This is a genomic window from Paenibacillus fonticola DSM 21315, assembly GCF_000381905.1.
Classification (GTDB): domain Bacteria; phylum Bacillota; class Bacilli; order Paenibacillales; family Paenibacillaceae; genus Fontibacillus; species Fontibacillus fonticola.
In genome coordinates, this window is sequence record NZ_KB907255.1 from 1 (window position 1) to 24,537 (window position 24,537).

Genomic DNA, 24,537 nt, shown 5'->3' on the forward strand with positions numbered 1-24,537 from the left:
ATTTCGGAAGCAAGCTTCCAAAATAACCTCGCTCGACTTGCATGTATTAGGCACGCCGCCAGCGTTCGTCCTGAGCCAGGATCAAACTCTCCAATAAAGTTCGGATAAGTGCTCTCGCCCGAAAGCAAGAGGCGCTCCATCCGATTATCGAATAAGCTGATAGCTCATTTTGAATCTGACGAGATCAGATTTGCATCTGACTCTATTATTAGATTTCACTTGCGTGAAACCCGCTCACTCGTTGTTCAGTTTTCAAAGATCAAACCTTATTTCGTGTGTCACCGTTGTTTCAGCAGCGACTCTTATAATATATCACGTTCACCCGATTTAAGTCAACAAGTTTTTTCAAAAAACTTTTTAGGCTGTTACCCGTGCAAGCTTCTTTATAACTTGGTGCCTTGAAGGGGCGAGATTTAATTTAACACAGATCATACATCAGAGTCAATCTCTATTTATACTTATTTATTTAGAAATGATTTACATCAGAATTTGCCCGCCGAATACTTGATCTCGCGCCCAGCCCCAGAGCTATCTTTAGGCTCATTTATTACTTCCTTAGCCAACGAATGATGCACCAGTTTTCTTAAAATCATCGGCATTTCTTCCCTGACTTCAAATAATTCAGGCAACGCTGCCAGCTCTTGAATACTCCATGCCTCCTTGCGGCTAGAAAGTATACGGAGTAAAACGGAACAGCATTCGGCCATTTTGGACATAATTGTGAACTCACAAGCCAGCATGGCAAGCTGGACTCGCTGTTCCAGCGTTTCCTTACTTTCGGTAAGTTCATCATACAGTTTATAAACGACCGAGTTCAGCGGACGCACCTGTTCCCAAACACTGCGCTTCGGCGAGATTCCTTGCTCGATCAGTTCAATTCGTGCGTGATGTCTTAGAGCTTGCAGCACACAATAATAAGCATCCAAATAATCATGCTCCTGTGTGTAGTACTTTGCTTCTATATACAGATTAAGAAAGTCGGCAAATTCCTTTAACTTGCGCTGCTCCCTTAATCCATCTCCAGATTTAATAAGTTCATTACGCAGCCGGGCCAATTTACCCTCTACATCCCAAATAATTTCCCCATGTAAAAAACACTGTACAATTTCCCGGTTCTGTCCGGTCATCACCCAGCGTTTCAAATCTTTCTTACCAATATAAAGCAGTTCGTAATGCGTATCTCCGTTTGTACAATGCTCGATTTCGATTTCCGCATCATCTATTCCTTCATAGACTGCTATTACCGCCAGCTCAAAGTCATAAAAAAGCGGGCTAAGAAGTTCCCCGCTGTTAAAACGATATCCGATAGCGCCGATCGCTTGACGACCGGTGCTTTCTTCATCCATTAATGAAAAAATGGTTGGTTCCACGATACCCTCCTAGCTTGGCGTTCCCCTGCCAATTCGTTATAATATAGTTCTACGCTGCATTGAAGTTTCCTGCTTTTTTAAGCAGCGATCTAATAAATAATGAATTGAGGTTTCTCAAATGTTCTTTAAATCAAGCAAAATCAATGAGTTTCGATTATGGGGCCTTCTCCTCACAATGTTCGGCATGGGACTTATGATACTAGGTACAGCAGGCATCGTCTTTTGGGGGCAATCCGGCAAAATTATCGCTGGAATCGGATTGGCTATCGGGCTCATCTTCATGCTTGGAAGCCTGGCCATTTATTTCATCGCCGGTATGCTGTCTACTTCAGCCGTTCAATTGGAATGCCCGGAATGCCACAAATTAACTAAAATGCTTGGCAAAACGGACCGCTGTATGTTCTGTAAAACCATACTTACGTTAGATCCGGCAAAAGCCAATATTACTGCAGAGCAATTGGAGGAGCAAAAAGCGGCTACACAAGCAGCAAAATAATATTTTACGAAAATAAAAAGGCGGGCTCAAAGCCCCGCCTTTTTATTTATACAATCACCTAGACATACTATCTTGCCTCAGGCTCTTTAGCCTCCAGGCAAACGATATCCAATAAAGGTCGGATAAGCTTTTTCGCTCACAAGCAAGCAGATGCGCTTTATCCAATTATTTAGGCTTGCTATCGGTTCTGCGGAGCTACTCCGTAATTTGACTCAACACTTCCCAAGCCTCGCTCGACGCAAAGCTCCGATTCCAAGTAGCAATGCCTCCAAGTTGGAGTGATTTCGCCAATTCTACCCGGCGGGCCAGCGATTCCTTATCTTCCAGCCAAATCCGGTGAAGCGCGCCATCTTCGCGGTATTCTACATAATTCTGGCCGGTTTCTTGCGATAATTGAGGCTTCAAGGATTTCTCCTTAACGATCTCCTGGGCCTTTTTCATACCAATAGCTTTCGACTTCACTTTCGTGCCGCCATCTTCTTCCGTCTCCGTCCACACCCGCGTATACAACGGAATGCCTAAAATAAGCTTGCCTGGCGGAACGTCATCCTCCTCAATAATGCGTGTCATGGAAGATCGGGCCCACGGCAGGGAGGCAACCGATCCCGATACTGGACTTGCTGCCCAATGTTCGTCATATGCCATTACAATCAAATAATCGGTAACTTCAGCCAAAGAACGGCGGTCAAGAAATGCTGACCACATTTCACTGTTCGACTTCGGAGTCACGTCAATGGATATTACTAATCCCTGCTCCTGGGCAAGCGGCCATAACTCCCTCATAAATTGGGTCAAGTTGGCCCCGTCCTTCGTATGAACATTTTCATAATCGATATTAATTCCGTCTAAATCATATAATTTTGCATAATGAAGCATTTGTAAAATAGTCGTAATCCGGCGCTCAAAGGTCGATAAGGATTCCGTGGTAATATTAGGTTCGAAGCTATTGCTGAACAGCCCCCATACTTGCATTCCCCGGCTATGCGCCCATTTAACATAAGCGCGGTCTGCCTTACTCTGTACATTGCCTTTCCCGTCCACAAGCGAGAACCATGTCGGGCTAACTACATTTACGCCAGGCAGATCCCCGATCGAAGCCGGCTTAGGCGCAACATTGTAAACCGCCTCCCAAGTCAAATTAACAACCTTGGATTGCCACTTTTTCTTGGCGGGAGGCACATCCTGTTCTTCGAGCGGCGGTATGACCACCTCTTCATCGAGAACAGCATTTTTCTTCTGTACGAATCCCGTATACCCGTTGTCCAACTGGGCATAATACCAAGCATCGGTCTCTTGCAAAATTCGCAAGTTCTGCCCCGGCTTCATGTCCGCTAAAATAGGGGTGTGAATGCTTTCCCCTTTCCGTAAAGCGACAGGAGCATCCTTTTTACGGCCAGAGGCTTGTATATGAGCCATTTGAATTTTTTCACCAGCCCGATATAGCAGCACTGCCCCGGAATCACTATCCTCATGAATCTCAATGCCATACAATTCTTTGAGAAGATCGGTTGGCAAGTATAAATTCCCATCCTTCTCCTCCGGTGTAAACAGCAGTTGAACCGGCTTATTGTTAATTTTTCCGTTCACTTCATTCGTTTTCATAAGAACAAGCTTGCGCTGCGTAGTAAGAATGACCGACTTCGTCTCTTCTTCATACCTGATATTCGGGTCAATCACCGACTTAATCACCTTAAAAGGCAGCTTTAATCCGTCTCCACTGCCTGCAGCCGGTAAATCCATCACTTCCCCTTGGACAAAAATAGGCTGCTCAAACTTTCCCTTCCACTCCGGTTCCGCTCGCTCCCGACTCGGTAAAAACTCAGATGCTGCCCAATATGCACCGGCTGCAATCAACACAAGCACCATAAACCACTTCAGTCCACTACCGCGCCTGCGCTTTGGCCGAGCCGTTTTTCTGCTTCTCAATCTTAAATACCTCCATATATAAATGATAATAACTGCGCCAGAGGGTACAATTCATCAAAAAATAAAAACGTGAAGAATTCACGAAGGAATCCATCACGTTCTTCCAAACCCGCAGGTCAAATGATTATTGTTCCCGGCATTCGCCGCAAACCCCATAAAGCTCCATTCGGTGACCATGCACCTGGAAACCAGTCATCTCTTCGGCCTTTTGTTCCACATCCTCCAGAGAGGAATAGGTAAAGTCTTTAATTTTACCGCATTTCTCACATATGACATGATAATGATTCGAGACATCTGCATCAAAACGACTGGAATTATCCCCATAAGTCAGTTCTCGAACCATGCCAGCCTCAATAAACATTTTCAGATTGTTATATACCGTAGCCACGCTCATATTAGGAAAACGAGGGGCTAGTGAACGGTAGATCTCATCCGCCGTCGGGTGGCCCATCGATTCCATAAGAAAAGCTAAAATGGCATGACGTTGCGGCGTAATACGGACGCCATTGATCTTCAACTGTTCCAAGGCATGCTGTACGCGCGTAGTCATTATGTCCACCGCCTTTTAAGAGGTTGTTCATAAACTCCTCTTCTGTATACATATGAACTACTAAGAGGACATTCAAAAAGTCCAATCTCTCGCAACCATCTTGATGCTGGCTTTAGATGACTTTTTAAACATGAACTAAATAATATAATGCAAATCAAACTTCTTACAACTTTATTGTACTTTTACAATAATTCTTTTGTCAACGGAGGGCAACTGAAGGAGTAGACGATGAATCCTTTAAGGGGACGTATTCAGTATTTATTCACAATTAGGTTGCTATTCCCCTCAACCTTCACCAAATATTCCCCTGTACCCGCCTGACCGCTTATTACTTTATTGTTAATGTCAAAAGGGAGGTCTGTCGAAATATCCCCATACCCGCTCGATCCCTCTAACGTGTAGTTTCCTTCCTCTGGAATACGCAACGTCATCTCGCCTACGGCGCTGTAGACATTCCAATCCCCCTCGATTTTCGGGGACTCAATCTCGATCTTGCCATTCAACGATTCAGCCTTGAGGGCTGCCATGGCGCCTCCAACGACAATATTGCCATTTTTTGTGACCGCATGAATATTATCCTCAGCGTTAAGAACGGCAATATTCCCTACCAAAGTGGACATGGTAACCTGCCCGGTGATCATGTTCCCCATCATGTTGCCGCCTTGGGTATCTACATTAACACTGCCGAAAATACGGTACATTTCCGCATCTCCATTAAGCGTCTTTGCCGTAATTTCACCATTCACATCCCACAGCTTCAAATCCCCGTTTCCGGTCTGCAGCTTAATTTGCTTTAAAGCCCTTATACCGCTCATGCGGATTTTGCCGCTTGATGTACTTATATCAACGTCCAAATATCGATTCTCCGGCAACACAACTGTTAAATTCATACGGGGATGCCGTTTTCCAGAACTGCCATAAACCTGATCCTTTACATTCAAAGTCAAAGCCTTGCCCTCGGTTACCTGAATCATCGTGTCCTCGGCAACTTGCCGCGCTTCCTCATCTGGCAATTGATCTACCCAGACCGTCGATTCCACGCGAATTCCTTCAAGTTCTGCCCTTCTTACATCGATATTACCATTAATACCGTTAATGACAATTTGTTCCGTGCTTAAATCAATGGGAATTTCCAGCGGCTCTTTAACCAGTTTATATCCTTCCTCAGCGCTAAAATCAGTGCCCGCCGCCGTCAAATCAAGACTCACCCGATTCCATAAGTGCATGTAGTGGTCCTGCTGCGTAACTGCGAATACCGAAAACGCCAGAAACAGCGAAAGAAGAAGCCCTTTTATATCGATGCGGAGCACGCGAATAGGCTGGGATATTCTCCGGCGGTTCCATAGAAATACACATATTTGTTCAATGCCTGCTACTACAAGGAGCAACGGCCACCAATTCAATAAACGAAGCATATAATTACTTCCCGACACTACATCGGTAAATAGAAGTACTCCTACAGCTATAAGCAGCAGCGATGCGGTCAATCTTCCGGTTCTAAAAAAGCGCCGGCGGTACTCCCGAAACAGCAACAGCAGACCGCCAATTATAAGTAAAGCGGAAACCGCATAGCCGCCTCCTGCCTGTATGATTATCGAAAGCCAGGGGGGCTTTTGGCTAAGCAGGAATACAACTCCCCCTCCGATGATTAGCAGCAGCCCGGACATGCTTCCTTTCCAGATCTCGCCTCTCGAGCATGGGGCAGCCGTCGTTTCTTCCTCTGTTTCGTTCCTTATCCTCGCATTGACTGCATCTGTAGATTGGAGCACGTCGTAAATGCTGTAAAAATACATGACCGGAATAATAATACCGAGTAAAAAAAGCAGCGGAATATTTATCGTCATCCGAATCGACGAAAAATAAATCAAAGCTGTAGCATCCAAAATCAAAAAATAAATAATCGCTATTCCACGCCAAAACATGCGTAAATAAAGATGGCCTAGACCCGGAAACAAGGCCGACAACATGCAAGCCATAAATTTTCGTTTGCGCCTTCTGGGTTTGTACCCCCTGGTAGGCACCTTGACTAGAGTCTGATCATTCAAGGGAGCTCTATCCGCTGTCATCATCTCCCCTCAACAATAATATTTCTCTGCGAACGCACTCTCTCAGCAAGATATCTTAAAACTCCTTTGACTAATAATAACCTATTTCCACCCTATTAGTAACTTGGGATGTACTGGACACGTCACCGTAACTCGTCGCTTCAAATCTCCAAACAAAAACACCCATACCCCAATAAGGAATATGGATGCTTTAATTTTGCAATTTAAAAAGGAACATGTCCCCTGCTGGCCTCTCGCCCGATCAGGTCGATACTTTCCCAGCGTCGAGATTTCCATCTGTAACGCAGCAGAATCGTTTTAAGCCACTCATCCACTATAAATGCAATGTATACCCCTACCATCCCCCATCCGAAATAAACCCCAAATAAATAAGATAGTGAGACACTGACTAACCATACCGAAGAAACTGTAATATAGACGGGCGCCTTTACATCACCAGCTGCTCGCAACACATTAATGAGAATTAAATTCCCCGCACGTCCAGATTCCAGCAATACTGATAGCCATAATAAATAGACGACCTGACGAATTATAATTTCGTCATCGGTAAATAATCCGACCAGTACACCAGATGCTAGAGCAATAAGCAATGCTGAGCATGCAGATACAAGTGCAGCTGCTCTAGCGTACTGCTTACCACGAATGTAGGCCTCATCAAAAAGCTTGGCACCGATTAAGCGACCAATCAGAATTTCTGTGGCCAATGCCAGCGAAATCGTAAACAAATTGTTAAACATACCGATATTCTGCGCATAAATCTTAGCCGATAGTGCCTGCGCACCTACTAGTGCAATGAAAGATGTAATGGATATTTGCGCCAAGGTCGAGAAGAAGCTCTCTCCGGCCGTCGGAATACCGATTTTAAACAACGCTCCGGCGTGAGCTTTAATCATTGTAATCCGAAGCTCCCTAAGTCGAGGACGAAAATCCGTTTTGACAATTAATAGAATGAAAAGCAGTACCAGCCCAATCATTCTGGAGAACACAGTAGATAACGCGACACCTGTAATTCCGGAAAATGGATATCCAAACGAACCATACAAGACCGCGTAATTACCGAACAAATGAATTACGTTTATCCCAAACGCCACATACATTGTCAATCGTGTGAAGCCGTGACTACGAATAATTGTCGACAAGGTCAACCTAACGGCCTCAATGAACACAAACCCTCCAGTAAGCATTAAATAAACGGATGCATCAGGAGCCAGTTCCTCCGGAATATTCATCAGACGGAATACAAATCCCCCCCCACTGAGCAGCAGAGCACTGACGACTAGGCCAAATATCATATTCAACACAATTGCAACCGAAGCGACTTCTGTCGCCGATTTATGTCTTCCCGCCCCTAAGTTTTGGGCGATAATAATACTTGTGCCCGCTGACACCACATTAAACATCAAGTTCACAAAGAACAGGATTTGATTAGCCACTCCTACGGCTGCTACAGCTTCGTCAGAATAATGACTAAGCATGAATGTATCGATGTTGCCCATCAGCATTCCAAGTAGCATCTCAATAAAAATAGGCCAGGTTAACGCAAATAAAGACAGCTTCTTTCCGGTCTCATTCATCAATAACATCCACCTGCATCTCTCGCCAAGAAATTGTATTCCTAATCGCACCGTACAAAATACAAGTTAAGCGCTTGGATAAAAGGTTTAATTCAACACCTCAATATCAGCAAACCGAGACAGATCTTCTAAAAATGTAGGGTAAGAAACGGAAATACATCCACAATTGCGTACGATAGAGGGCTCCTCCATACTACTAGCAACAACTGCCGCCATCATGGCAATCCGATGATCCCCACAACTATCAACTATGGCCGGTGTCAATGGTTTGCCTCCAACAACCATGATCTCATTGCTATCACAAGTTACTTCGATACCAAATCGACTCAACACCATTGCGGTTGTTTCCAATCGGTTAGTATCCTTATCTTGTAGTTCGCTGCAATCTTTAATAACAGAAATTCCATCGGTAAAAGCCGAGATTGCAGCCAGCAAGGGCACTTCATCAATCAGGCTCTGCACGAATTCAACTCCTTCGACATGTCCTGTACTAAGGGTTCTACCTGGAGTGCAGAATAGATCGGCAACAGGTTCATTTGAAACCAGCATTCGCTGCTTTTCCAATGAAATATTCATCCCTCTTTTTTGCAATTCATTTACAAAACCTAGTCTTGTTGGATTAACGCCGATATCTTTAATTAATAGATGCCCTTTATGTTCCTTCCTGCGTATCGCATAGGCCGATAACAAAAAGGCGGCTGACGACATGTCCCCGGGGACAATTACTTCTTTACAATCGAAAGCTTTACCGCCAGTAATTGTCGTTATTTGTTCCTTCGCGTCAATATCAATTCCAAAATACTGCATTAATCTTTCCGTATGATCGCGGCTTTGACATAGCTGCTTGTAGCTGGTTGTCCCATTACTGAACAATCCCGCGAAAAGTATCGCCGATTTCTCTTGGGCACTGGCCACTGTCGCATCGACGTGAATAGGGTTCAAGGGATAAGCTCCTGTCACTTCCAATGGCAGGCAGCCCGTCCTTTCCATATAATTGATCTTGGCTCCCATTTCAATCAAAGGCCGCCCTACCCAATCCATAGGTCTTTTGGACAGGAGCGGGTTGCCTGATAACTCAGTATTAAACGGAGAGCCTCCTAAAATCGATAATAGTAACCTTGCCGATGTGGCTGTATTCCCAATCTCAAGCCTGCACTGAGGTTGCTTCAAACCAGATAATCCCACACCTTCTATGAATAGATCATCACGATCCCAAGTGCACTGCACCCCCAGAAGTTGCAAACTGCGAATGCAGTTCTCAATATCATCCGATTTTAATACATTCCGTACCACCCCTGTACCGTTAGCTATAGCATTCAAAATGACAGCCCGCTGGGAAATGGATTTATCACCAGGCACAGTGCTAAATATTAAATCTTGTCTTGCCAGATTCGACTTGATTCGAATATCAAACGAATTTCGGCGTTCATTTATGCTGATGTGCTTTTTCGTCCCCAATGCCATTTCTTATCACCTCATCGTCCGATAATATTTGTGTATAGTCGGCATCAACACCGGAAGGCAAAGGAATAACCCTATGGCCTGCTGCGACATAGCTGCGATAACGTTGACGTTTGCGTTCCAATCCGAGATTGTTCTCGAAGTAGTACGGATATAATTCGATATAGCTTCGTTGTTGAGCATGTTGAATTAATCGCTGGCCGATTTGTGTACGTACCATGACTGTGGATGTCGGTTTAGTGTTTCTTTCTGTTTTGCTTGAATCAAAAATATTAGGGTCTCCGTCCGCTATGGATATATCCGCGATCCCGGACCACCAATCAGGACATGATAAACACCTGAATGTTTTATACTTTTTAAATTCTTCAACAAGTCTGTAAAACGGTAAAGCATGCTCTGTTCCCTCTTTCGTTCTAATAACAAATTTCCCCGGGTACTCACCGTCACGATAACGCATGTATGCAACGTCTTCTAATTTGACGTTTAATATACTAGTGATCAGGTGCTCCGTCCCCTCTAAAGATGTACTAGAAGCGCACCCCAGTTCTAGGGTGAATACCACTTTTTCGGCCAACGAGGCAGCCTCAGGACAGTGTTTGAGATTTAACAGTTTATTGACCCCCTGAATTTGACAGGGCATGCCGATAATACCAATTTTGTTGTAACGCGGGTCTTTTAACAGCTCGAGATTGGGAGTAATGCAATAACTGGATTGAGCACACTCGATGACCTTTTCTATCGAGTCAGTTATATATGCCTTAGGAATCCAGGGACTAGCCTCATCCCGTCCGACAACAATCATGGCATCTACGAGTTTCTCTTCCAGAGCTGTGATAGCTAGAATAGTTCCCGCACCGCCTGCGGCCACTTTATTAATTATTGCTGGATCGATTGCTGCAAGCTGATGCACCGATTGATGTATCCCAACCCACCGTTCCTTTTCCGTACGATTTCTGCCGAAAATTCTAAGCTCCGATTCGCTTGTTCCTGTATCATATCCAGGGCAAATGTCAGAACACAGGCGACAATCCCCACAAACATCAGCAGCCGCCGTTATATGTTCCTGGAATAAGGGTAGCGGAACAGCATCGTGACTCATGCTCAACAATTCTTTGGGACACGCAGCGACGCATAGACTGCACGAAGTACACAGGTCGTTATTGATAATATTTTCCTTCAAGCTCAGAAACGATGCCGCATACATTCTACATTCCTCTCTTCTATAAATTAATAGAGTGATTGCAGACGAGATGAGTTTCCAATTCAACTTGCCTTCCGCTATGTCGCATCTCGTTTCGACTAACTGCTCCTTTATACTAATATCCGACCAACCGTATAAGCATTTTTCAGATCAAAACTGACATAGGAGTACAAAGATGCGGTCAAAGGATCTAAATCGAACGCGCAAACGTTTCCACTAGAGTTGGTACAAATCCCTTCTGTATGAAACACCTCATGTAATTCGCTGAAATAACGTCCCGAAGGCAACGGCGTTCGAACAGGTTTCAGAAGTGCCTTCTCTTCATTCAAATTGATTACAGCGAGCAGCACGTGGCTATGATTCTATAGGCCCGCGTCATCCCGTCAAATGAACTCATCATCCTCCGATTATCCGGATCCGTCACAATCTGATAAATACTGTGCCTAGAATCCAACATATTCCCCCTGATCAGAGGCAAGATCATACTCAAGAAGCATTTCCTTGATTTTTGCCATATTCTCTATGAATTCTACTTGAACATCAAATTTCTCACGTAATTTCTCTTTGCGCTTCTCTCTTATTTCCCGGCTAAAAATTTTGTATTGTCCATAAGATATTTCGATTTTATCAGGCAGGAGTAATGCCATTGGCCGTATTGAATAGATCGTTAACATTTGGATAGCCTCTTCAATTTGATCATCATCATCGTAGCCGACGATCAGCAAGTTATAATTCGGATGAAAGGCTTTCAGCATAGCAAAACGAACGGAATTAAAAACAATATTTGAAGTCGGGAGTATTGAACTCTGTCCAGCCATAATGATCCAATCCAATCCATTCTGCTCGGATTCATGGACAACCGCGTCAATATAGTACGGATATTTCTCCAAAGGCCTATGAGCCAAAAATTTAAAGATATCCCCCTCGGGCTGATTGAATAAGAAGCCTGTTGGCTCCGTAATAAGTGCGCCAATCTCTATGCCGGATTTCTTAAACTCCCTATATAAGTTCATTTGTGTCGTAAACTTTCCGATGCATCCTCTTGTCGCAAATACCCCTATTCGTTTAATACTTTTTGTCGCGGCGAACATCTTTTCTTCATTTTTAAATTGCTTAAGGTAATTCTCAATTCTCGTGCCGCTCGTGTCGTATTTATGATCTATTTCCGTAAGTAAAGAGTGGCTGAAACTATAATTCACATTGATCTGCACGCGATTGGTATTTATCCAATTGAGCGTGGCTTCATCGTAAATTTCATGTACGCTAACAACCTGAATTTGTCTGGCAGAAGCGGCGAGAACTAAGTCTCTCCACAAAGTTACTAGATCATGCTCCTCCATGACGCCTTGATTGCCTCCAAAATATGTGCCCGGATCACTTAGTATTAGAGTATCAACTTGATCCAATCCCTTTGCTATCGAGCTATAAATCGGAATGTTTGCTCCTTGTCCCTCGATAATCGCTCCTGCGTCATCACCGGAATGAAACACAAAATCGATCACAGAGACAATCTGAAAATCAAGCAAATCTCGGAAACGGATCAGTCCCTGTGTAATTTTGTTAAAAGGGTACACGGCAACTCTTTTCATGAACAATTCACCCCAATAATCTAATTTTTGATTGCAGTCCTGTTGAAATCTATCAATGGATCGGCCAGCAAATGAACATCCAACACACACTCGACATGATTAATATCAAATTTACGCTTGAGGTGCTCTTTGCGTTGTTGAATTTCATCCTTCGTCTTGAGAATATACTTGCCAAAATCTATTTCTATCTTGTCAGGAATCAATAAGGCAAGAGGTCTACTGCCGTTTGCGTAGATGCGTAACAGATCCAAGCAATCACTGATTTGTTCATCATCATCATAGCCGACGATCAGAATAGTCACGTCAGGACGAAATGCGGCGAGATAAGATATTTTCGTTGCGGCAATTACAAAATTCTCATTAGGCAACAAGGAGCCCTGACTAGACAATAGAAAATAATCGTAACCTTCAAGCTCCGCGTCCCGTACAGCGGCATGGATGTAGTAAGGATACTGTCCCAAACTCCTATGTGAGATGAACTTCATAATATCCCCGCCAGGCTGAGCGAAGAGTGGGGCCGTAGGCTCGGTAATCATAGCTTTCACCTGTTGTCCTTGCTGCTTCAACTCTCGGAATAATGTCATTTGTGAGGTGAATTTACCCAAACAGCCTCGCGTTGCAAATATACCGACTTTACAAATTTTTTGGTTATAGCCTGATATCTTATGATCTAGAGCAAAATAGTTTAAATATGTGGAAACGTCATCAGATAGGGGAAATGCATACTCTTCATTTAAGCGTTGTTCTATAGAGGCAGGAATTTGAGGATCAATATGAATCGTAATTACATTATCTTTCAACCAGGTCAGCGTTTCCTCATCAAAAATCTCGTGAACGCTCACCACCTTTATATTTTTCTCATGTGCAGTTAAAACCAGTAGTCTCCAAAGTTCTTTTAAATTATATTCGCTGTAAACTCCAAGGTTATTGCCGAATGAAGTCCCGGGATCATTCAGAATTAACGTATCTACTGAATTGAGCGCCTCCTCTAAATTATTTGTAATAGGAATACCGCACGGTTTCCCTTCAATAACCCTTCCCGCATCCTCACCGGAGTGAAGAATAAAATCAATAACTGTAATGACAGAATACTCTGCTAGATCCCTAAACCTCACAAGGCCCTGTGTGATTTTGTTAAATGGATACACCGCGACTTTTTCCATTTAAAACATTACCTCCTTTTTATTTATTTTGATGTCATATTTTTACATTGTGTAGATTTATACTACTCTACATTTAATACGCTTTCAATAGTTTTGTGCAAACGTTTGATTTTTTTTTTTAGCATAATTTAGTTATGCTAACTTAGCACGAGTAGGTTAAGAAAAAAGAAAAAACTCCCCACAGATTGGAGAGTTTCTAAAATGATAAATCAGTATAGTTAATGGACTCCTAACGTCGATCTAAATGAAATACGGTCAACTTCACCTCTGTCATGGCCGTAAGTGTCTCGGTCGGTATAAATCCGAACTGTTGATAGAGAGAAACGGCAGGGACATTCAAAGTTCCAGCAGTTACAATGAATTTCCCAACTTCAGAATGAATCTGAGTGATATACTCCAGCATCGCCCTGCCTATGCCTTTCCGAAGATGCTGCGGATGTACCATAAGGCGTGTAATCTCAATAACTCCGTCCGTTTTCACAACAACAGCAATCACTCCTAGAATATCTCCATCCGAGGTCACATAACCATAAAACGATTCGGAACTATCCCTTAATGTTTCAAACGTATCAGGAAGCGGAGGCAAATGTTTAAGCCCTACCGCGTATGCCTCAAGACGGTACGCAGCGTGCTGCAAGCCCCACACCTGTTCAACTGTATCCGGATCTTGCAGCGACAGCGGTACAATCATACATTTGCCCCCTTGTCCCAATAACGTTCACGATCTCGTCTTGTGCAGTATACCTAGCCTTTCAAAACATCCACTAACAGCTTATTAACAAGTCCTGGATTGGCTTTTCCTTTACTGCGCTTCATAACCTGACCAACCAGGAAGCCAATGGCCTTCTCTTTACCAGCTTTATAATCCTCAACAGAAGCCGGATTGTCAGCGATAACCTCATTGACAATCGCAAGGATTGCCCCTTCATCACTAATTTGAACAAGCCCCTGTTCCTCAACGATTTGCTGCGGCAGCTTGCCACTCTCCAGCATTTGCTTAAATACAGTCTTGGCAATTTTGGAGCTGATCGTCCCTTTCTCAATCAAACCGATCATTTCACCAAGTCCTTGCCCGGTCAATTTGACGTCAGTCAGTTCCAATCCGTTGCTATTCAAATAGCCAAGCAAATCTCCCATAATCCAGTTCGATACAGATTTAGCATCCGCCGTGTATTCGAGACTGCTCTCAAACAGATCAGCCAGCGCTTTAGAGGTAGTAATCACCTCAGCGTCGTAACCCGGCAGGCCGAATTGCTCCGTATACCGCGCCTTACGGGCATCCGGAAGTTCAGGAATGGAAGCTCTAATCCGATCCTTCCACGCTTGGTCTATGTGTATTGTAACCAAATCCGGGTCAGGGAAGTAGCGGTAGTCGTGCGCTTCTTCCTTGCTCCGCATAGAGAACGTCTTGCCTTGCGCCTCATCCCAGCGCCGTGTCTCCTGCACAACCTCGCCACCGTCATCCAGTATTTCCGCTTGGCGATATTGCTCGTATTCCAGACCCCGCAGGACGCCGCGGAACGAGTTCATATTTTTCAACTCGGCACGTGTGCCCAACTCCTTCTGTCCTACAGGCCGCAGACTAATGTTGGCGTCACAGCGCATGGAACCTTCTTCCATCTTCACATCGGATACATCGCAATATTGCATAATAGCGCGCAGCTTCTCCAAATAAGCCCGCGCCTCCTCAGGCGAGGAAATTTCCGGTTCAGAAACGATTTCCACCAGCGGAGTACCGACACGGTTGAAATCGACCAATGAAGCGTAACCTCCTTCGATATGGGTCAGCTTGCCGGCATCTTCCTCCAGGTGAAGGCGCGTAATGCCAATTCGCTTTGTTTTGCCGTCGACCTCGATGTCGATGTACCCATTTTCCCCGATCGGTTTATCGAATTGGGAAATTTGATAAGCCTTCGGCGAATCGGGGTAGAAATAGTTTTTACGGTCAAATTTGCTGACATCTCCGACTTCGCAATTCAGAGCCATCGCGGCTTTCATCGCGTAATCTACAGCCTGACGGTTAAGCACAGGCAGCACTCCCGGATGTCCGAGACAGACCGGACATGTATGGCTGTTAGGCGGCGCACCGAATTCCGTAGAACAACCGCAAAAAATCTTCGACTTCGTATGCAGTTCCACATGCACTTCCAGCCCGATAACTGTTTCATATTTGGATGTTGACATATTGATCCTCCTGAACACTTTTGTGAAACACCAATGCGATTTATTTACAGCGATGGACGCTGCTTGTGATGGTCACTATTCGCTTCAAACGCATGAGCTAACCGCAGTATCGTACTCTCGTCAAACGCTTTGCCGATAAATTGCAAGCCGATCGGAAGTCCTTGCGAAAATCCGCAAGGCACGCTAATTGCCGGCATGCCGGCGAGACTGACCGGAATAGTCAAAATATCGTTCAAATACATAGTAAGCGGGTCATCCACCTGCGATCCCATAGAGAATGCAGTCGTCGGCGTTGTCGGGCCAACAATCGCATCATATTTCTCAAACGTTTGGTCGAAATCACGCTTGATCAGGGTGCGCACTTTCAGAGCTTTTAGATAGTAAGCATCATAGTAGCCGGAGCTAAGCGCATAAGTCCCCAGCATAATCCGCCGTTTCACTTCCGGACCGAAGCCTTGGCTGCGAGATTCGTGATACAAATCAAGCAGGCCACCCGTCTGTTCTGCTCGTACGCCATAGCGAATGCCGTCAAAGCGCGACAGATTGGAGGAAGCCTCCGAGGATGAGAGCAAATAGTAAGCGGCAACCGCATATTCGGTATGTGGAAGCGATACTTCCTCCCAAACCGCACCGAGACTTTCCAGTAGACGTAATGCCTCCATAACGGAAGCCTTGACTTGTGGATCGATACCCTCCAGGTATTCTTTAGGAACAGCGATGCGCAGCCCAGCGATGTCTCCGGTCAAGGCACTTGCGTAATTCGGAACGTCCACTTTGGCCGAGGTTGAATCCTTCGGATCATAGCCGGCAATCGCCTGCAGAACATGAGCGGCATCCTCTACATTTTTCGTAATCGGTCCAATCTGATCCAGTGAAGAAGCAAAAGCAACAACCCCATATCTCGATACGAGGCCATAGGTCGGCTTCAAACCTACCACACCGCAATACGACGCAGGCTGGCGAATAGAACCTCCCGTGTCGGAACCCAGTGTAAAATAAGCTTCTCCCGCGGCAACAGCAGCAGCAGACCCACCGCTTGAGCCGCCTGGTACCCGGGTGAAATCCCATGGATTGCGCACCGGATGGAAGTGCGAACTTTCATTGGATCCGCCCATTGCGAATTCGTCCATGTTCAGCTTGCCGATCAGGATAGAATCAGCCTGCTTCAGCTTGGATATGACCGTCCCGTTGTAAATAGGGTCATAATTGGACAAAAAATGGCTCGCACAAGTCGTGCGAATTCCCTCTGTCACCATATTGTCCTTCACCCCGACAGGCAAGCCGAACAAGAGCCCAAGGTCTTCTCCGCTAGCCAGCTTGTCATCCAATCGAGCTGCTTCGGCACGCGCGCCCTCTTCATTCAAAGTTAAATAAGCGCCGATTTTTTCATCTCTTTCACCTATTTTGGCAAAAGCCTCATTAACCACATCGGTAACCGATATCTCCTTATTACGGAGCTGGTTATGTAAATCCTTTAAACGTAAATCAAAAAGCGTCACAACCGCTTCCTCCTTCCAAATTAGGCAAGCTCGTCCACATAGCCAGCACATTCGCTGCCTTGCTGTTTCTTGCTTTCTTGCTAGGGTTGCTTATTGGCTGTCCTGGCCACACGGCTCGCCTGAACACTGCTAAGGCTGTTATTACAATTCGATGTATTACTGTTGTTGAAGTTGCTGTTGCTGCTATTACAGTTGCTATTCTAGCATGGCCGCAGCCGCTGCTACTCCAGCACCGCAGGCACTTTAAATTGACCATCCTCTTCATCAGGTGCATTGCGGAACACCTTCTCTTGAGACAAGCTCTCTTCCACCACATCATCCCGCATAACATTACTGAGAGGAAGCACATGAGTTGTCGGCTCTACATCGTCCGTATCCAGCTCATTCAACTTCTCGGCATATTTTAAAATAGCGCTTAATTGCTCCGTAAAGAGTTCCCTCTCTTCATCGGTTAAATTCAAACGGGCCAGCCGGGCCACATGCTCAACATCTTTGCTCTCGATGCTCATTTCGTAATCCTCCTCGTACCTTCTCCCTGACGGGACTTGATTTGTTCATTCTATCATGTCCACATAGATGAATAAAATTATATTGTAGATCATTCCACAATTCAATCCATTAACGCGCAGCCCGGGAAAAGCCGTTCCCCTCTTACGCTTCCTGGGGCTGCGGGCGTTTCTAAAAATGAAAAAATTCATATATTCATAACAATTCAAAAAAGGCCGGCATCGCCGACCTTTTTCCTAAATCCAAGCTCGCAAATTCACCTGCTTGATGAATTCTGCCTGAGACATAACTTCCTTTGTTGGTTCCTCTTGCTCCTCCGCGTAAGGATCTTCTCCATTGATGACCTGGTGGAACAACTTCTCATTGTACGTAGCCAACGCGTAGTCAATCAACGCTTCCTGGGTGGTGCGCTCTACTTCTTGCTCAATCAGCCGCTCTTCGGATTCCACATCCTGCGATGGGACAAAGTAGTTCCGCCCAGTCTTTGGAGACCGGATAACATAATCAAACACATTGTCCGGATTACGGTCATAAGCAATAATATAGCCATATTCCCCAACAGGAAGATTCTGCTCAAAAGCATCGCCGACGATAACAACTTTCTCTCCCAATTGCAGCATCGTCTACCTCCCTGATTATTACTGTCAGTTATTTTACTATCCTACTAAAAAGAAGCGAGATTGGTCAAGCATTTCAGGGATTTATTCGATTCCTGGGCAAAATGAGGATAATTCGCTTAATCGCCTCTTAAATCAGGTATGCCTTGACGGCGCAAGCTCCAAATGGCGGCAACTAAACAAGCAAGACACAGTAATAAGGTGGTTATAGTTGGAAAAAGTACCGAATCCAGCGGAGAACCGGGAATTGCGGCAGCAGCTATCATTAGCAGCCGGGCCGGGCTCCAGGCAAACCAAGAAGGTGCAAGACTGTGTCCTAATGATATCCCGGCGATAAGCAATAGTGAAATCACAGCAGCCACGCTGCCGCGTAACAGTGTACTGAACAGAACGGTCAAGGATATGGCAAATGTAAGCCACAAAATGTATAACCCTCCGGCAATCAATCCTTCTCGCCAGGACACGGGGCCGAGCAACAGCACGGTGTAGTACCATGCGGCTGCATAACTCGTCACGAAGGAGATAAGCATTAAAGTCATTTGACCAGCCCACTTGGCGCAAATGAACGAAGCCGAGCTTACAGGCCGGACAAGCACCAAAGCAGCCGTTCCTCCATAACGCTCGCCGGCGACTACCTGCATTCCCGCAATTACAAAAATGAGTACGCCAAAGGAGCTGTACTGTCCCAGCACGCTCACCATCACCTCAGCAGATCCGGGAATCGGGAAGCCCGCGAGCAGTTCCTCGGGCATGCTGCCGGAAGCAGCCAATATATCCGGCAAATAATACGAAGTTATCGGCTGCATGACGACGAGCAGCATGATCACGACGGGAACCCAGAGCAGCTGATAGCTGCGGGTCATGCCGAGCATCTCCTTACGGTAAATCAGCCATGTTTGCCTCATGCTGTCACCACCTTCATGAACATTTCTTCGAGCGAGGTTGTGCCCGACTGAAAGCTTAGCAATGGGATATCCCGTGAAGAAACCTCGTCCAAAATGATTCGTCTGGCTTCTTCCATATTATTGACGGTTAACTGAGCGGTGCTGCCTTGGAACTGCGCATCTTGGATAAACGGACGGCTCCGGAGCGACTGCAGCCACTCATTAGCCGCATTATTCCGTTCCACCTGAATGATGAGCTGCGGACGCCGATATTTATCGGCAAGCACCTGCAGTTCTCCATTCTCCACGATCTCTCCGTCCCGCATCATCATAATCCGGTCACAGACCTCTTCCGCGTCAGGCAGCACATGAGTGGAGAATAAAATCGTCGTCTCCGTAAGGAGCGACTGCAGCAAATTGATAACCTCGCGGCGCCCGATCGGATCAAGCGCCGATACCGGCTCATCGAGAAGCAGCAGCGGCGGCCGGTGAACCAGCGCCTGCGCCAAGCCAAGCCGCTGTTTCATTCCTCCGGAATACCCCGCAATCCGCCGCTTTGCCGCTTCAGCCAAACCAACCTGTTCCAACACGAAGGTTGTCCGCCGGCGGGCATCTTTACGGCTCATTCCGCTTAAACAGGCCGCATACATTACGAATTCCTGTCCGGTCATCCAGCCATAAAACGCGGGATGCTGCGGCAAATATCCGATCAGCGAACGGTATTCTCCATTAGAATGATGCTGTCCCTGAAAGGAAATTCGTCCCGCGGACGGAGCAATCAATCCGGCAATCATCCGCATCGTCGTCGTCTTACCAGCCCCATTCGGCCCAAGCAGCGCTGTGCAGCTTCCTCTCTCCAGCTCAAAGGAGATCCCTTTGACCGGAGTGGTAGAACCAAAACTTTTAGTCAGCATATCGACATGAAGAAATGTCATTCAGGCCTCATTCCTTCCAGCTATAAAATAAATGATGCTCCCTACTATATTTCCAAAGAGGATAACCAGAGCCCAAATCCATTTGGCCCCCTTCACGGATTCCGCCCGGGCCAGCGAAATGAGGGCTGTAAGCATGAGTATGATTTGTAATGCGATAACGGGTGCGAGCAATCCCCAATTGATGTTCACCTTTTATCCCTCTATTCTTTTTTTCTATTTCGATAATCAGCCCACACGACGACAAGCAAATATACAATCAATGAACTGGGGCAATTGATCACTCCCCATAATCCCCAGAACCAGGCTTTTCTCCCCCGTTTGCGGGCATCGATAAACATCCACGTTCCTTGAACGAGCAGCAAGAGAGCGGATAACACGAACACCCACCATGGAGGCAGCGGCTCCGAATAAACCATTAGCGGCATATTCATTCGACCCTCCCCCTCCGGGCTGGACGCAACGCTACGCCAACCGCTACTGCCGCGATGACTCCAACTCCTTGCAGTAAAACGTACATTACCGGAATCGTTAGCAGGAACAGGAAACCACCACCAATCATTAGCAGGGCAACCAAACAGAACAGCAGGACCTCCCATTTTCTCATCCAAGATATTATGCGCCAGCGTTCTTTCACGATAAACTCCCAAGACTCGGCTGAAGGCCCTCTCTTCTCGGGAACAACGCGATCCAACGTCTGCAAATCCTTCAACAGCTCCTGGATAAGCTCATCCTCCCGCTCCCTGTCTTGTCCGTTATGATTCATGTGGATTCAACTCCTTTCGCAATTCACGTAATCCATAAGCTACTCGGGATTTAACTGTACCTGCGGGAACATTCAGCATGCTCCCGATTTCATCGTAGCTATATCCGTAATAATGCTTCAGCAGGATCGCTATCCGGTGCTCGGGAGACAGCCTGGACAACAGCTCTAGCAATTCACTCCATTCCTCCTGATTCGCCTCAAAATGCCACTTTAACCGGTTTAAGCTGCGGTTCTGTGCCAGCCATTGCCGTTCCCTCTTCCGGCGGCGGGTTACATCGATGAACAACCGTGTCCCTATCGTCATGAGCCATGAGGAGAAAGCGGAGGTTCCATCGTATCTTTGTATATTTTCCATACATTTCAGCATCGTATCCTGAGTCAAATCCTCGGCCATTTTAGGATCCATGGTTACCTTGACCAAGTATTTGTACACAAAAGAATAATGATGTTGTATAAGTGAGGCGAGAGCGGCAGCATCTCCATGTTTAGCACGTTTGATCCATTCCCTCTCCTGCGGCATCGCGTCACCCCTTTTTGTCGATAGCACCTATAGTACGTCCAGGCAGCCCAAATCGTTCAACAGGATAGAAATTTATTTTCAAAAAAATAGAGCTGAATGAAGGGATGCCATACCGCTCATTCAGCTCTGCCGAGCATGCCTACTTATATAATTCTTTGCGTATTTGCATCAGCTTATGATGCCAAGGTTGACCGATAACGCCTGCAGCCATGACGGCTTGGCGCCATCCAGGGGACATATCAGTCATAGAAGTCTCCGCTACCGTCATTTGCTCTCTGCTCTTCCCCTGATGATAACTGGAGCTTGAATCCGTAACATAATATACGCTGCGCTTCATATTTCGCTCTCCTTCCTGATCTTGCCGAACGACCTGCTGCGTGCAATTATCCCGCAAATCCGAAAAAAGACAAAAAAGAACGCAAACCGGGATTATTCCACAGCTTGCGTGCTTCGCAAAGGTTACAAACATTTAATTAATATACATCCTAGCAAATCACAGTTCTTTTGTCTAGTATTTTTGCGCTTTTTGTAAAAAATCCTCATCAAAACTCATCTTTCGCTTAGGAAACGTACGGATTATTCGCTTTTTCGAATCCGATCGTCGTTTTGGGCCCATGTCCTGGATAAACAGTAACCTCGTCCGGCAGACGATACAGCTTGCCGCGGATAGAATTGTACAGGTCGGCCTCACGGCCCCCCGGCAAATCCGTACGGCCTATACTCATCCGAAACAGCACATCGCCAGAGAACAGATCGTTTCCGCATAGGAAACTGACGCTGCCCGGGGAATGACCCGGCGTATGGAATACGGTAAACTCATGGCCGATCAGCTTCAGCTTCTGCCCCTCGGCAAGCTCATATTCCGCCGCATCGCTCTGAATAGGAGGCGATACTTCCGCCCAGCGAAGCGAGCCGTTTAGCGCTGGCGTCGTCAGCCAGTCGCTTTCAAGGGAATGCAAATAAACCGGACACTGCTTCAGACGGCGAATTTCCTCCACTCCCCCGATATGATCGAAATGGGCGTGCGTCAGCAGGATTGCTTCGATTTCAAGCCCTTCAATTTTGCGAATCAAGGGAGCAGGGTTCATTCCGGGATCGACGATGACGGCCTTCCCCTCCTCTTCCCCGCGAATCAAATAAGCATTGGTCTGCAGTGGTCCTAATGAAAATGTCTCGATGTTCAGCATGTTAAAATTTGGAGAGCACCGCGCGCAGTTCGGATACGACCTTGCCGTTTACTCCCGCTCCTTCTTCGTATTTCACAGCCATTTGTTCGCGGACGACGGCGATTTTCTCCTGGTAGTCCACAGCTTCGCGATCCGGGTTCTCCTGTTTGAAGCGGATCATGAGCTGCTGCACATCGGCCGGACGCGGCCCCCAATGGTCATGCACATTTCCGTCTTTATCCGCCACGATAACAATCGGAACGGCACGGCCCCCCATGGTCAGGAAGTGGTCCATAACATCCTGATGATCCTCCAAGATGAGAATTTCGGTCACAATGCCTGCTGCTTCCAGCGCCCGGAAAACAACCGGCACACTGCGAATCACGTCTCCGCACCAGTCTGCCGCCAAAATAAGCACACGCAGATCATCTCTTTTTTGCAAGCTCTCAAAAAATACACGGTCTTCTTCATTTACCCATTTAAAACCATCATAACCGGATTGGAACGCTTCTTTATTCCGCTGCATTCCCTCCATGAACTGCTGCGGCGTAATCCCCTTGCCAAATTTATGTTTTAAATTTACGCTCATATCAAACCTCTCCCTTCCTTTTGTTCGCGCTATACCATTTCACGATAAAATACCCGATCATCAATGCAAGGGCTCCGAGGAGAATCGGCATAATATACGGCCCCGCCTTTTCATCAATAGCCTGCCACTGTTCCCCTAAAACCATGCCTAAGTAGACGAATAGTATCGACCATGGAATTACGGCTAGAGTAGTGAGCCATAAAAACTTGCTTACAGGCATCTTAGCCATACCCGCTGGAATAGAGATTGCGTGTCTGACTACCGGTATGAAGCGTGCGGTAAAAATAACCCCTGACCCGTATTTTAGAAACCAGGTCTCGGATAAGTCGATGTGCTTCTTTTGGATTAGAATGTATTTGCCGTACCGCTCCAAAATAGGCCGTCCTCCGTAACGCCCGATCCAATATACGAACAACTGGGCAATTACACCCCCGATTACACCGAATATAACAGCCCCGATGAAGCTTATGCGATCTGTGTATACAAGATAGCCTCCGTAAGCAAGCACGATTTCACTCGGTATAACCTCGATCATCAATCCGAGCATAATACCAAAATACCCTAGCTGCTGTATCCATTCAAACAATACTCCGACTACACTTGACAACCATTCCACAGCTCGTCCTCTCCCCGAAAATCTTCTTAACTCCAGTCTATTCTATCATAGCCTTAGACATGCCTTCTAGTTTGATTGCTGCTAAGACGCTGTTCACTGGTTTCCATCCGTTAATCGTACGCACCGCAGTGTCCCGCCCGATTACTGGCGCATATGCTGTAAGAAAGGAGGCGGTCAGCCTGAACAAGATGCACGGCAAGCATCAAACAGCCCTCCCGACACCACGTAAAATCCGCCGGGGCTGCAGCAAGGAGTTATACCGGACGATCAAGCGGCTGGGTGTATATATTCCCCAAGATCAGCTCGAAGCGGGAGAGACGCTTTACTATAAAAAAGTGATTGCCAACCTGCTCTGGATCCATGAAAACAGCAGCAACCGCAAACTGCTTGCAGACTGGTGGGATAAAGAGGTCAGCCCTGAACTCGCCGAGCTGTGGAGCCTCGATCGTGAGACTTTATCGAATGCATTTCGGGCTGCTTTCGGCGGCTAGGGAAGATTGGGAGAGTGGCGGATGACGTGCTCTCCCAGCTCACGCCCCCTGTACTTTGCCTCGGCCGTCACGATAAAACGCCGATCATTGCGCAGGCTTGCTGCGCCCGCAAGATGCTTGGCGAGCTCCTCGTAGCGGATGTACAGCTTGTACCCTGCCACGGCAGCGGCCATAGCCTCCTGCGGGCGATGATCCTGCAGCTTGCGGGCGAGGGAAGCAAGGCTGCTTAACGCCTCCGTCTGCCTCTTCCTGCTATACAGGTCAAGCTGCACGGCCTGCTCCCAGGCAGCAATGGCCTCCATCGGTGGCGTGCTGGGCAGTGGTTGTGGGCCGGACAGAGTCTGCGTGCTGGGCAGTGGTTGTGGGCCGG

The 24,537-nt window shown here is 46.4% G+C and carries 27 protein-coding genes and 1 rRNA gene; 2 read left to right on the top strand and 26 right to left on the bottom strand.

Translation table 11 applies throughout. The features are described 5' to 3' along the window. Together G358_RS0112265 and G358_RS0112270 are read right to left on the bottom strand one after the other, a co-directional pair. A 16S ribosomal RNA gene (locus tag G358_RS0112265) occupies window positions 1-97 on the bottom strand; the annotation flags it as partial. Window positions 98-482: 385 nt separating this feature from the next. Beyond that, a complete protein-coding gene (locus G358_RS0112270; RefSeq protein ID WP_157274351.1) occupies window positions 483-1,370 on the bottom strand; it encodes a nucleotidyltransferase-like protein in 888 nt (295 codons plus the stop codon). A 118-nt stretch (window positions 1,371-1,488) separates the two neighbouring features. Here G358_RS0112270 and G358_RS0112275 point away from each other — a divergent pair, with 118 nt between their 5' ends. Further along, window positions 1,489-1,866, top strand: a complete 378-nt coding sequence (locus G358_RS0112275; RefSeq protein WP_019637525.1) for a YgzB family protein — start codon at window positions 1,489-1,491, stop codon at window positions 1,864-1,866. A 195-nt stretch (window positions 1,867-2,061) separates the two neighbouring features. Here the strand turns inward: G358_RS0112275 and G358_RS0112280 are convergent, their stop codons facing one another. The 23 genes from G358_RS0112280 to uptA form a co-directional block, all read right to left on the bottom strand. After that, the gene (locus G358_RS0112280; RefSeq protein ID WP_019637526.1) at window positions 2,062-3,732 is read right to left on the bottom strand and encodes a glycosyl hydrolase family 18 protein; all 1,671 of its coding nucleotides are present in this window, start codon (window positions 3,730-3,732) and stop codon (window positions 2,062-2,064) included. A 184-nt stretch (window positions 3,733-3,916) separates the two neighbouring features. After that, on the bottom strand, window positions 3,917-4,342 hold the full coding sequence (locus G358_RS0112290) for a Fur family transcriptional regulator (RefSeq protein WP_019637528.1): 426 nt from the start codon (window positions 4,340-4,342) through the stop codon (window positions 3,917-3,919). A gap of 251 nt (window positions 4,343-4,593) precedes the next feature. Next, window positions 4,594-6,318: a DUF4097 family beta strand repeat-containing protein gene (locus tag G358_RS30050; RefSeq protein WP_019637529.1), complete on the bottom strand. Its 1,725-nt coding sequence runs from the start codon at window positions 6,316-6,318 to the stop codon at window positions 4,594-4,596. Window positions 6,319-6,611: 293 nt separating this feature from the next. Beyond that, complete coding sequence (locus G358_RS0112300) at window positions 6,612-7,982, bottom strand: MATE family efflux transporter (protein WP_019637530.1); 1,371 nt, start codon at window positions 7,980-7,982, stop codon at window positions 6,612-6,614. 87 nt (window positions 7,983-8,069) lie between these two features. Continuing rightward, complete coding sequence (aroA, locus tag G358_RS0112305; protein WP_019637531.1) at window positions 8,070-9,446, bottom strand: 3-phosphoshikimate 1-carboxyvinyltransferase; 1,377 nt, start codon at window positions 9,444-9,446, stop codon at window positions 8,070-8,072. Then, the gene (locus G358_RS0112310; RefSeq protein WP_019637532.1) at window positions 9,409-10,647 is read right to left on the bottom strand and encodes a Coenzyme F420 hydrogenase/dehydrogenase, beta subunit C-terminal domain; all 1,239 of its coding nucleotides are present in this window, start codon (window positions 10,645-10,647) and stop codon (window positions 9,409-9,411) included. The genes aroA and G358_RS0112310 overlap by 38 nt, the downstream gene beginning before the upstream one ends. Before the next feature lie 440 nt (window positions 10,648-11,087). Beyond that, a complete protein-coding gene (locus G358_RS0112315) occupies window positions 11,088-12,233 on the bottom strand; it encodes a DUF1611 domain-containing protein (protein WP_019637533.1) in 1,146 nt (381 codons plus the stop codon). Between the two features lie 20 nt (window positions 12,234-12,253). Continuing rightward, complete coding sequence (locus G358_RS0112320) at window positions 12,254-13,396, bottom strand: N-acetyltransferase DgcN family protein (protein WP_019637534.1); 1,143 nt, start codon at window positions 13,394-13,396, stop codon at window positions 12,254-12,256. A gap of 229 nt (window positions 13,397-13,625) precedes the next feature. Beyond that, window positions 13,626-14,087 (bottom strand): GNAT family N-acetyltransferase, encoded by a 462-nt coding sequence (locus G358_RS0112325; RefSeq protein ID WP_019637535.1) that lies wholly within the window; start codon window positions 14,085-14,087, stop codon window positions 13,626-13,628. A gap of 53 nt (window positions 14,088-14,140) precedes the next feature. Beyond that, complete coding sequence (gene gatB, locus G358_RS0112330; protein ID WP_019637536.1) at window positions 14,141-15,580, bottom strand: Asp-tRNA(Asn)/Glu-tRNA(Gln) amidotransferase subunit GatB; 1,440 nt, start codon at window positions 15,578-15,580, stop codon at window positions 14,141-14,143. Window positions 15,581-15,624: 44 nt separating this feature from the next. Further along, window positions 15,625-17,079, bottom strand: coding sequence for an Asp-tRNA(Asn)/Glu-tRNA(Gln) amidotransferase subunit GatA (gene gatA / locus G358_RS0112335; RefSeq protein ID WP_019637537.1), 1,455 nt, complete (start codon window positions 17,077-17,079; stop codon window positions 15,625-15,627). Between the two features lie 221 nt (window positions 17,080-17,300). Then, window positions 17,301-17,588 carry an Asp-tRNA(Asn)/Glu-tRNA(Gln) amidotransferase subunit GatC gene (gene gatC / locus G358_RS0112340; protein ID WP_019637538.1) on the bottom strand — a complete coding sequence of 96 codons (288 nt, stop codon included), beginning with the start codon at window positions 17,586-17,588 and terminating at the stop codon, window positions 17,301-17,303. A 234-nt stretch (window positions 17,589-17,822) separates the two neighbouring features. After that, window positions 17,823-18,206, bottom strand: a complete 384-nt coding sequence (locus G358_RS0112345; protein ID WP_019637539.1) for a hypothetical protein — start codon at window positions 18,204-18,206, stop codon at window positions 17,823-17,825. Window positions 18,207-18,322: 116 nt separating this feature from the next. Next, window positions 18,323-19,108, bottom strand: coding sequence for an ABC transporter permease (locus G358_RS0112350; protein WP_019637540.1), 786 nt, complete (start codon window positions 19,106-19,108; stop codon window positions 18,323-18,325). Beyond that, entirely contained in the window at window positions 19,105-20,022 is a 918-nt protein-coding gene (locus G358_RS0112355) for an ABC transporter ATP-binding protein (RefSeq protein ID WP_019637541.1), read from the bottom strand. Before G358_RS0112355 ends, G358_RS0112350 begins: the two co-directional genes overlap by 4 nt. Beyond that, window positions 20,023-20,211: a PLD nuclease N-terminal domain-containing protein gene (locus G358_RS0112360; protein WP_019637542.1), complete on the bottom strand. Its 189-nt coding sequence runs from the start codon at window positions 20,209-20,211 to the stop codon at window positions 20,023-20,025. It lies immediately after the preceding gene. Between the two features lie 11 nt (window positions 20,212-20,222). Next, entirely contained in the window at window positions 20,223-20,453 is a 231-nt protein-coding gene (locus G358_RS0112365; RefSeq protein ID WP_019637543.1) for a hypothetical protein, read from the bottom strand. After that, a complete protein-coding gene (locus G358_RS0112370; RefSeq protein ID WP_019637544.1) occupies window positions 20,450-20,785 on the bottom strand; it encodes a DUF5345 family protein in 336 nt (111 codons plus the stop codon). The genes G358_RS0112365 and G358_RS0112370 overlap by 4 nt, the downstream gene beginning before the upstream one ends. Beyond that, window positions 20,775-21,305, bottom strand: a complete 531-nt coding sequence (gene sigY / locus G358_RS0112375) for an RNA polymerase sigma factor SigY (protein WP_019637545.1) — start codon at window positions 21,303-21,305, stop codon at window positions 20,775-20,777. The genes G358_RS0112370 and sigY overlap by 11 nt, the downstream gene beginning before the upstream one ends. A gap of 139 nt (window positions 21,306-21,444) precedes the next feature. Beyond that, complete coding sequence (locus G358_RS33070; protein ID WP_157274352.1) at window positions 21,445-21,642, bottom strand: hypothetical protein; 198 nt, start codon at window positions 21,640-21,642, stop codon at window positions 21,445-21,447. Between the two features lie 223 nt (window positions 21,643-21,865). Further along, window positions 21,866-22,492 (bottom strand): MBL fold metallo-hydrolase, encoded by a 627-nt coding sequence (locus G358_RS0112385; protein WP_019637547.1) that lies wholly within the window; start codon window positions 22,490-22,492, stop codon window positions 21,866-21,868. A 1-nt stretch (window position 22,493) separates the two neighbouring features. Next, entirely contained in the window at window positions 22,494-23,060 is a 567-nt protein-coding gene (locus G358_RS0112390; protein WP_019637548.1) for a thioredoxin family protein, read from the bottom strand. A 1-nt stretch (window position 23,061) separates the two neighbouring features. Then, the gene (gene uptA, locus G358_RS0112395; RefSeq protein ID WP_019637549.1) at window positions 23,062-23,676 is read right to left on the bottom strand and encodes an undecaprenyl phosphate transporter UptA; all 615 of its coding nucleotides are present in this window, start codon (window positions 23,674-23,676) and stop codon (window positions 23,062-23,064) included. A gap of 188 nt (window positions 23,677-23,864) precedes the next feature. On the opposite strand from uptA, the gene G358_RS0112405 reads away from it, so the two are divergent. Further along, on the top strand, window positions 23,865-24,167 hold the full coding sequence (locus G358_RS0112405) for a hypothetical protein (protein WP_019637551.1): 303 nt from the start codon (window positions 23,865-23,867) through the stop codon (window positions 24,165-24,167). Here the strand turns inward: G358_RS0112405 and G358_RS33460 are convergent. Further along, window positions 24,164-24,469 (bottom strand): hypothetical protein, encoded by a 306-nt coding sequence (locus tag G358_RS33460; protein ID WP_169447432.1) that lies wholly within the window; start codon window positions 24,467-24,469, stop codon window positions 24,164-24,166. The genes G358_RS0112405 and G358_RS33460 overlap by 4 nt on opposite strands. Window positions 24,470-24,537: the final 68 nt, after the last annotated feature.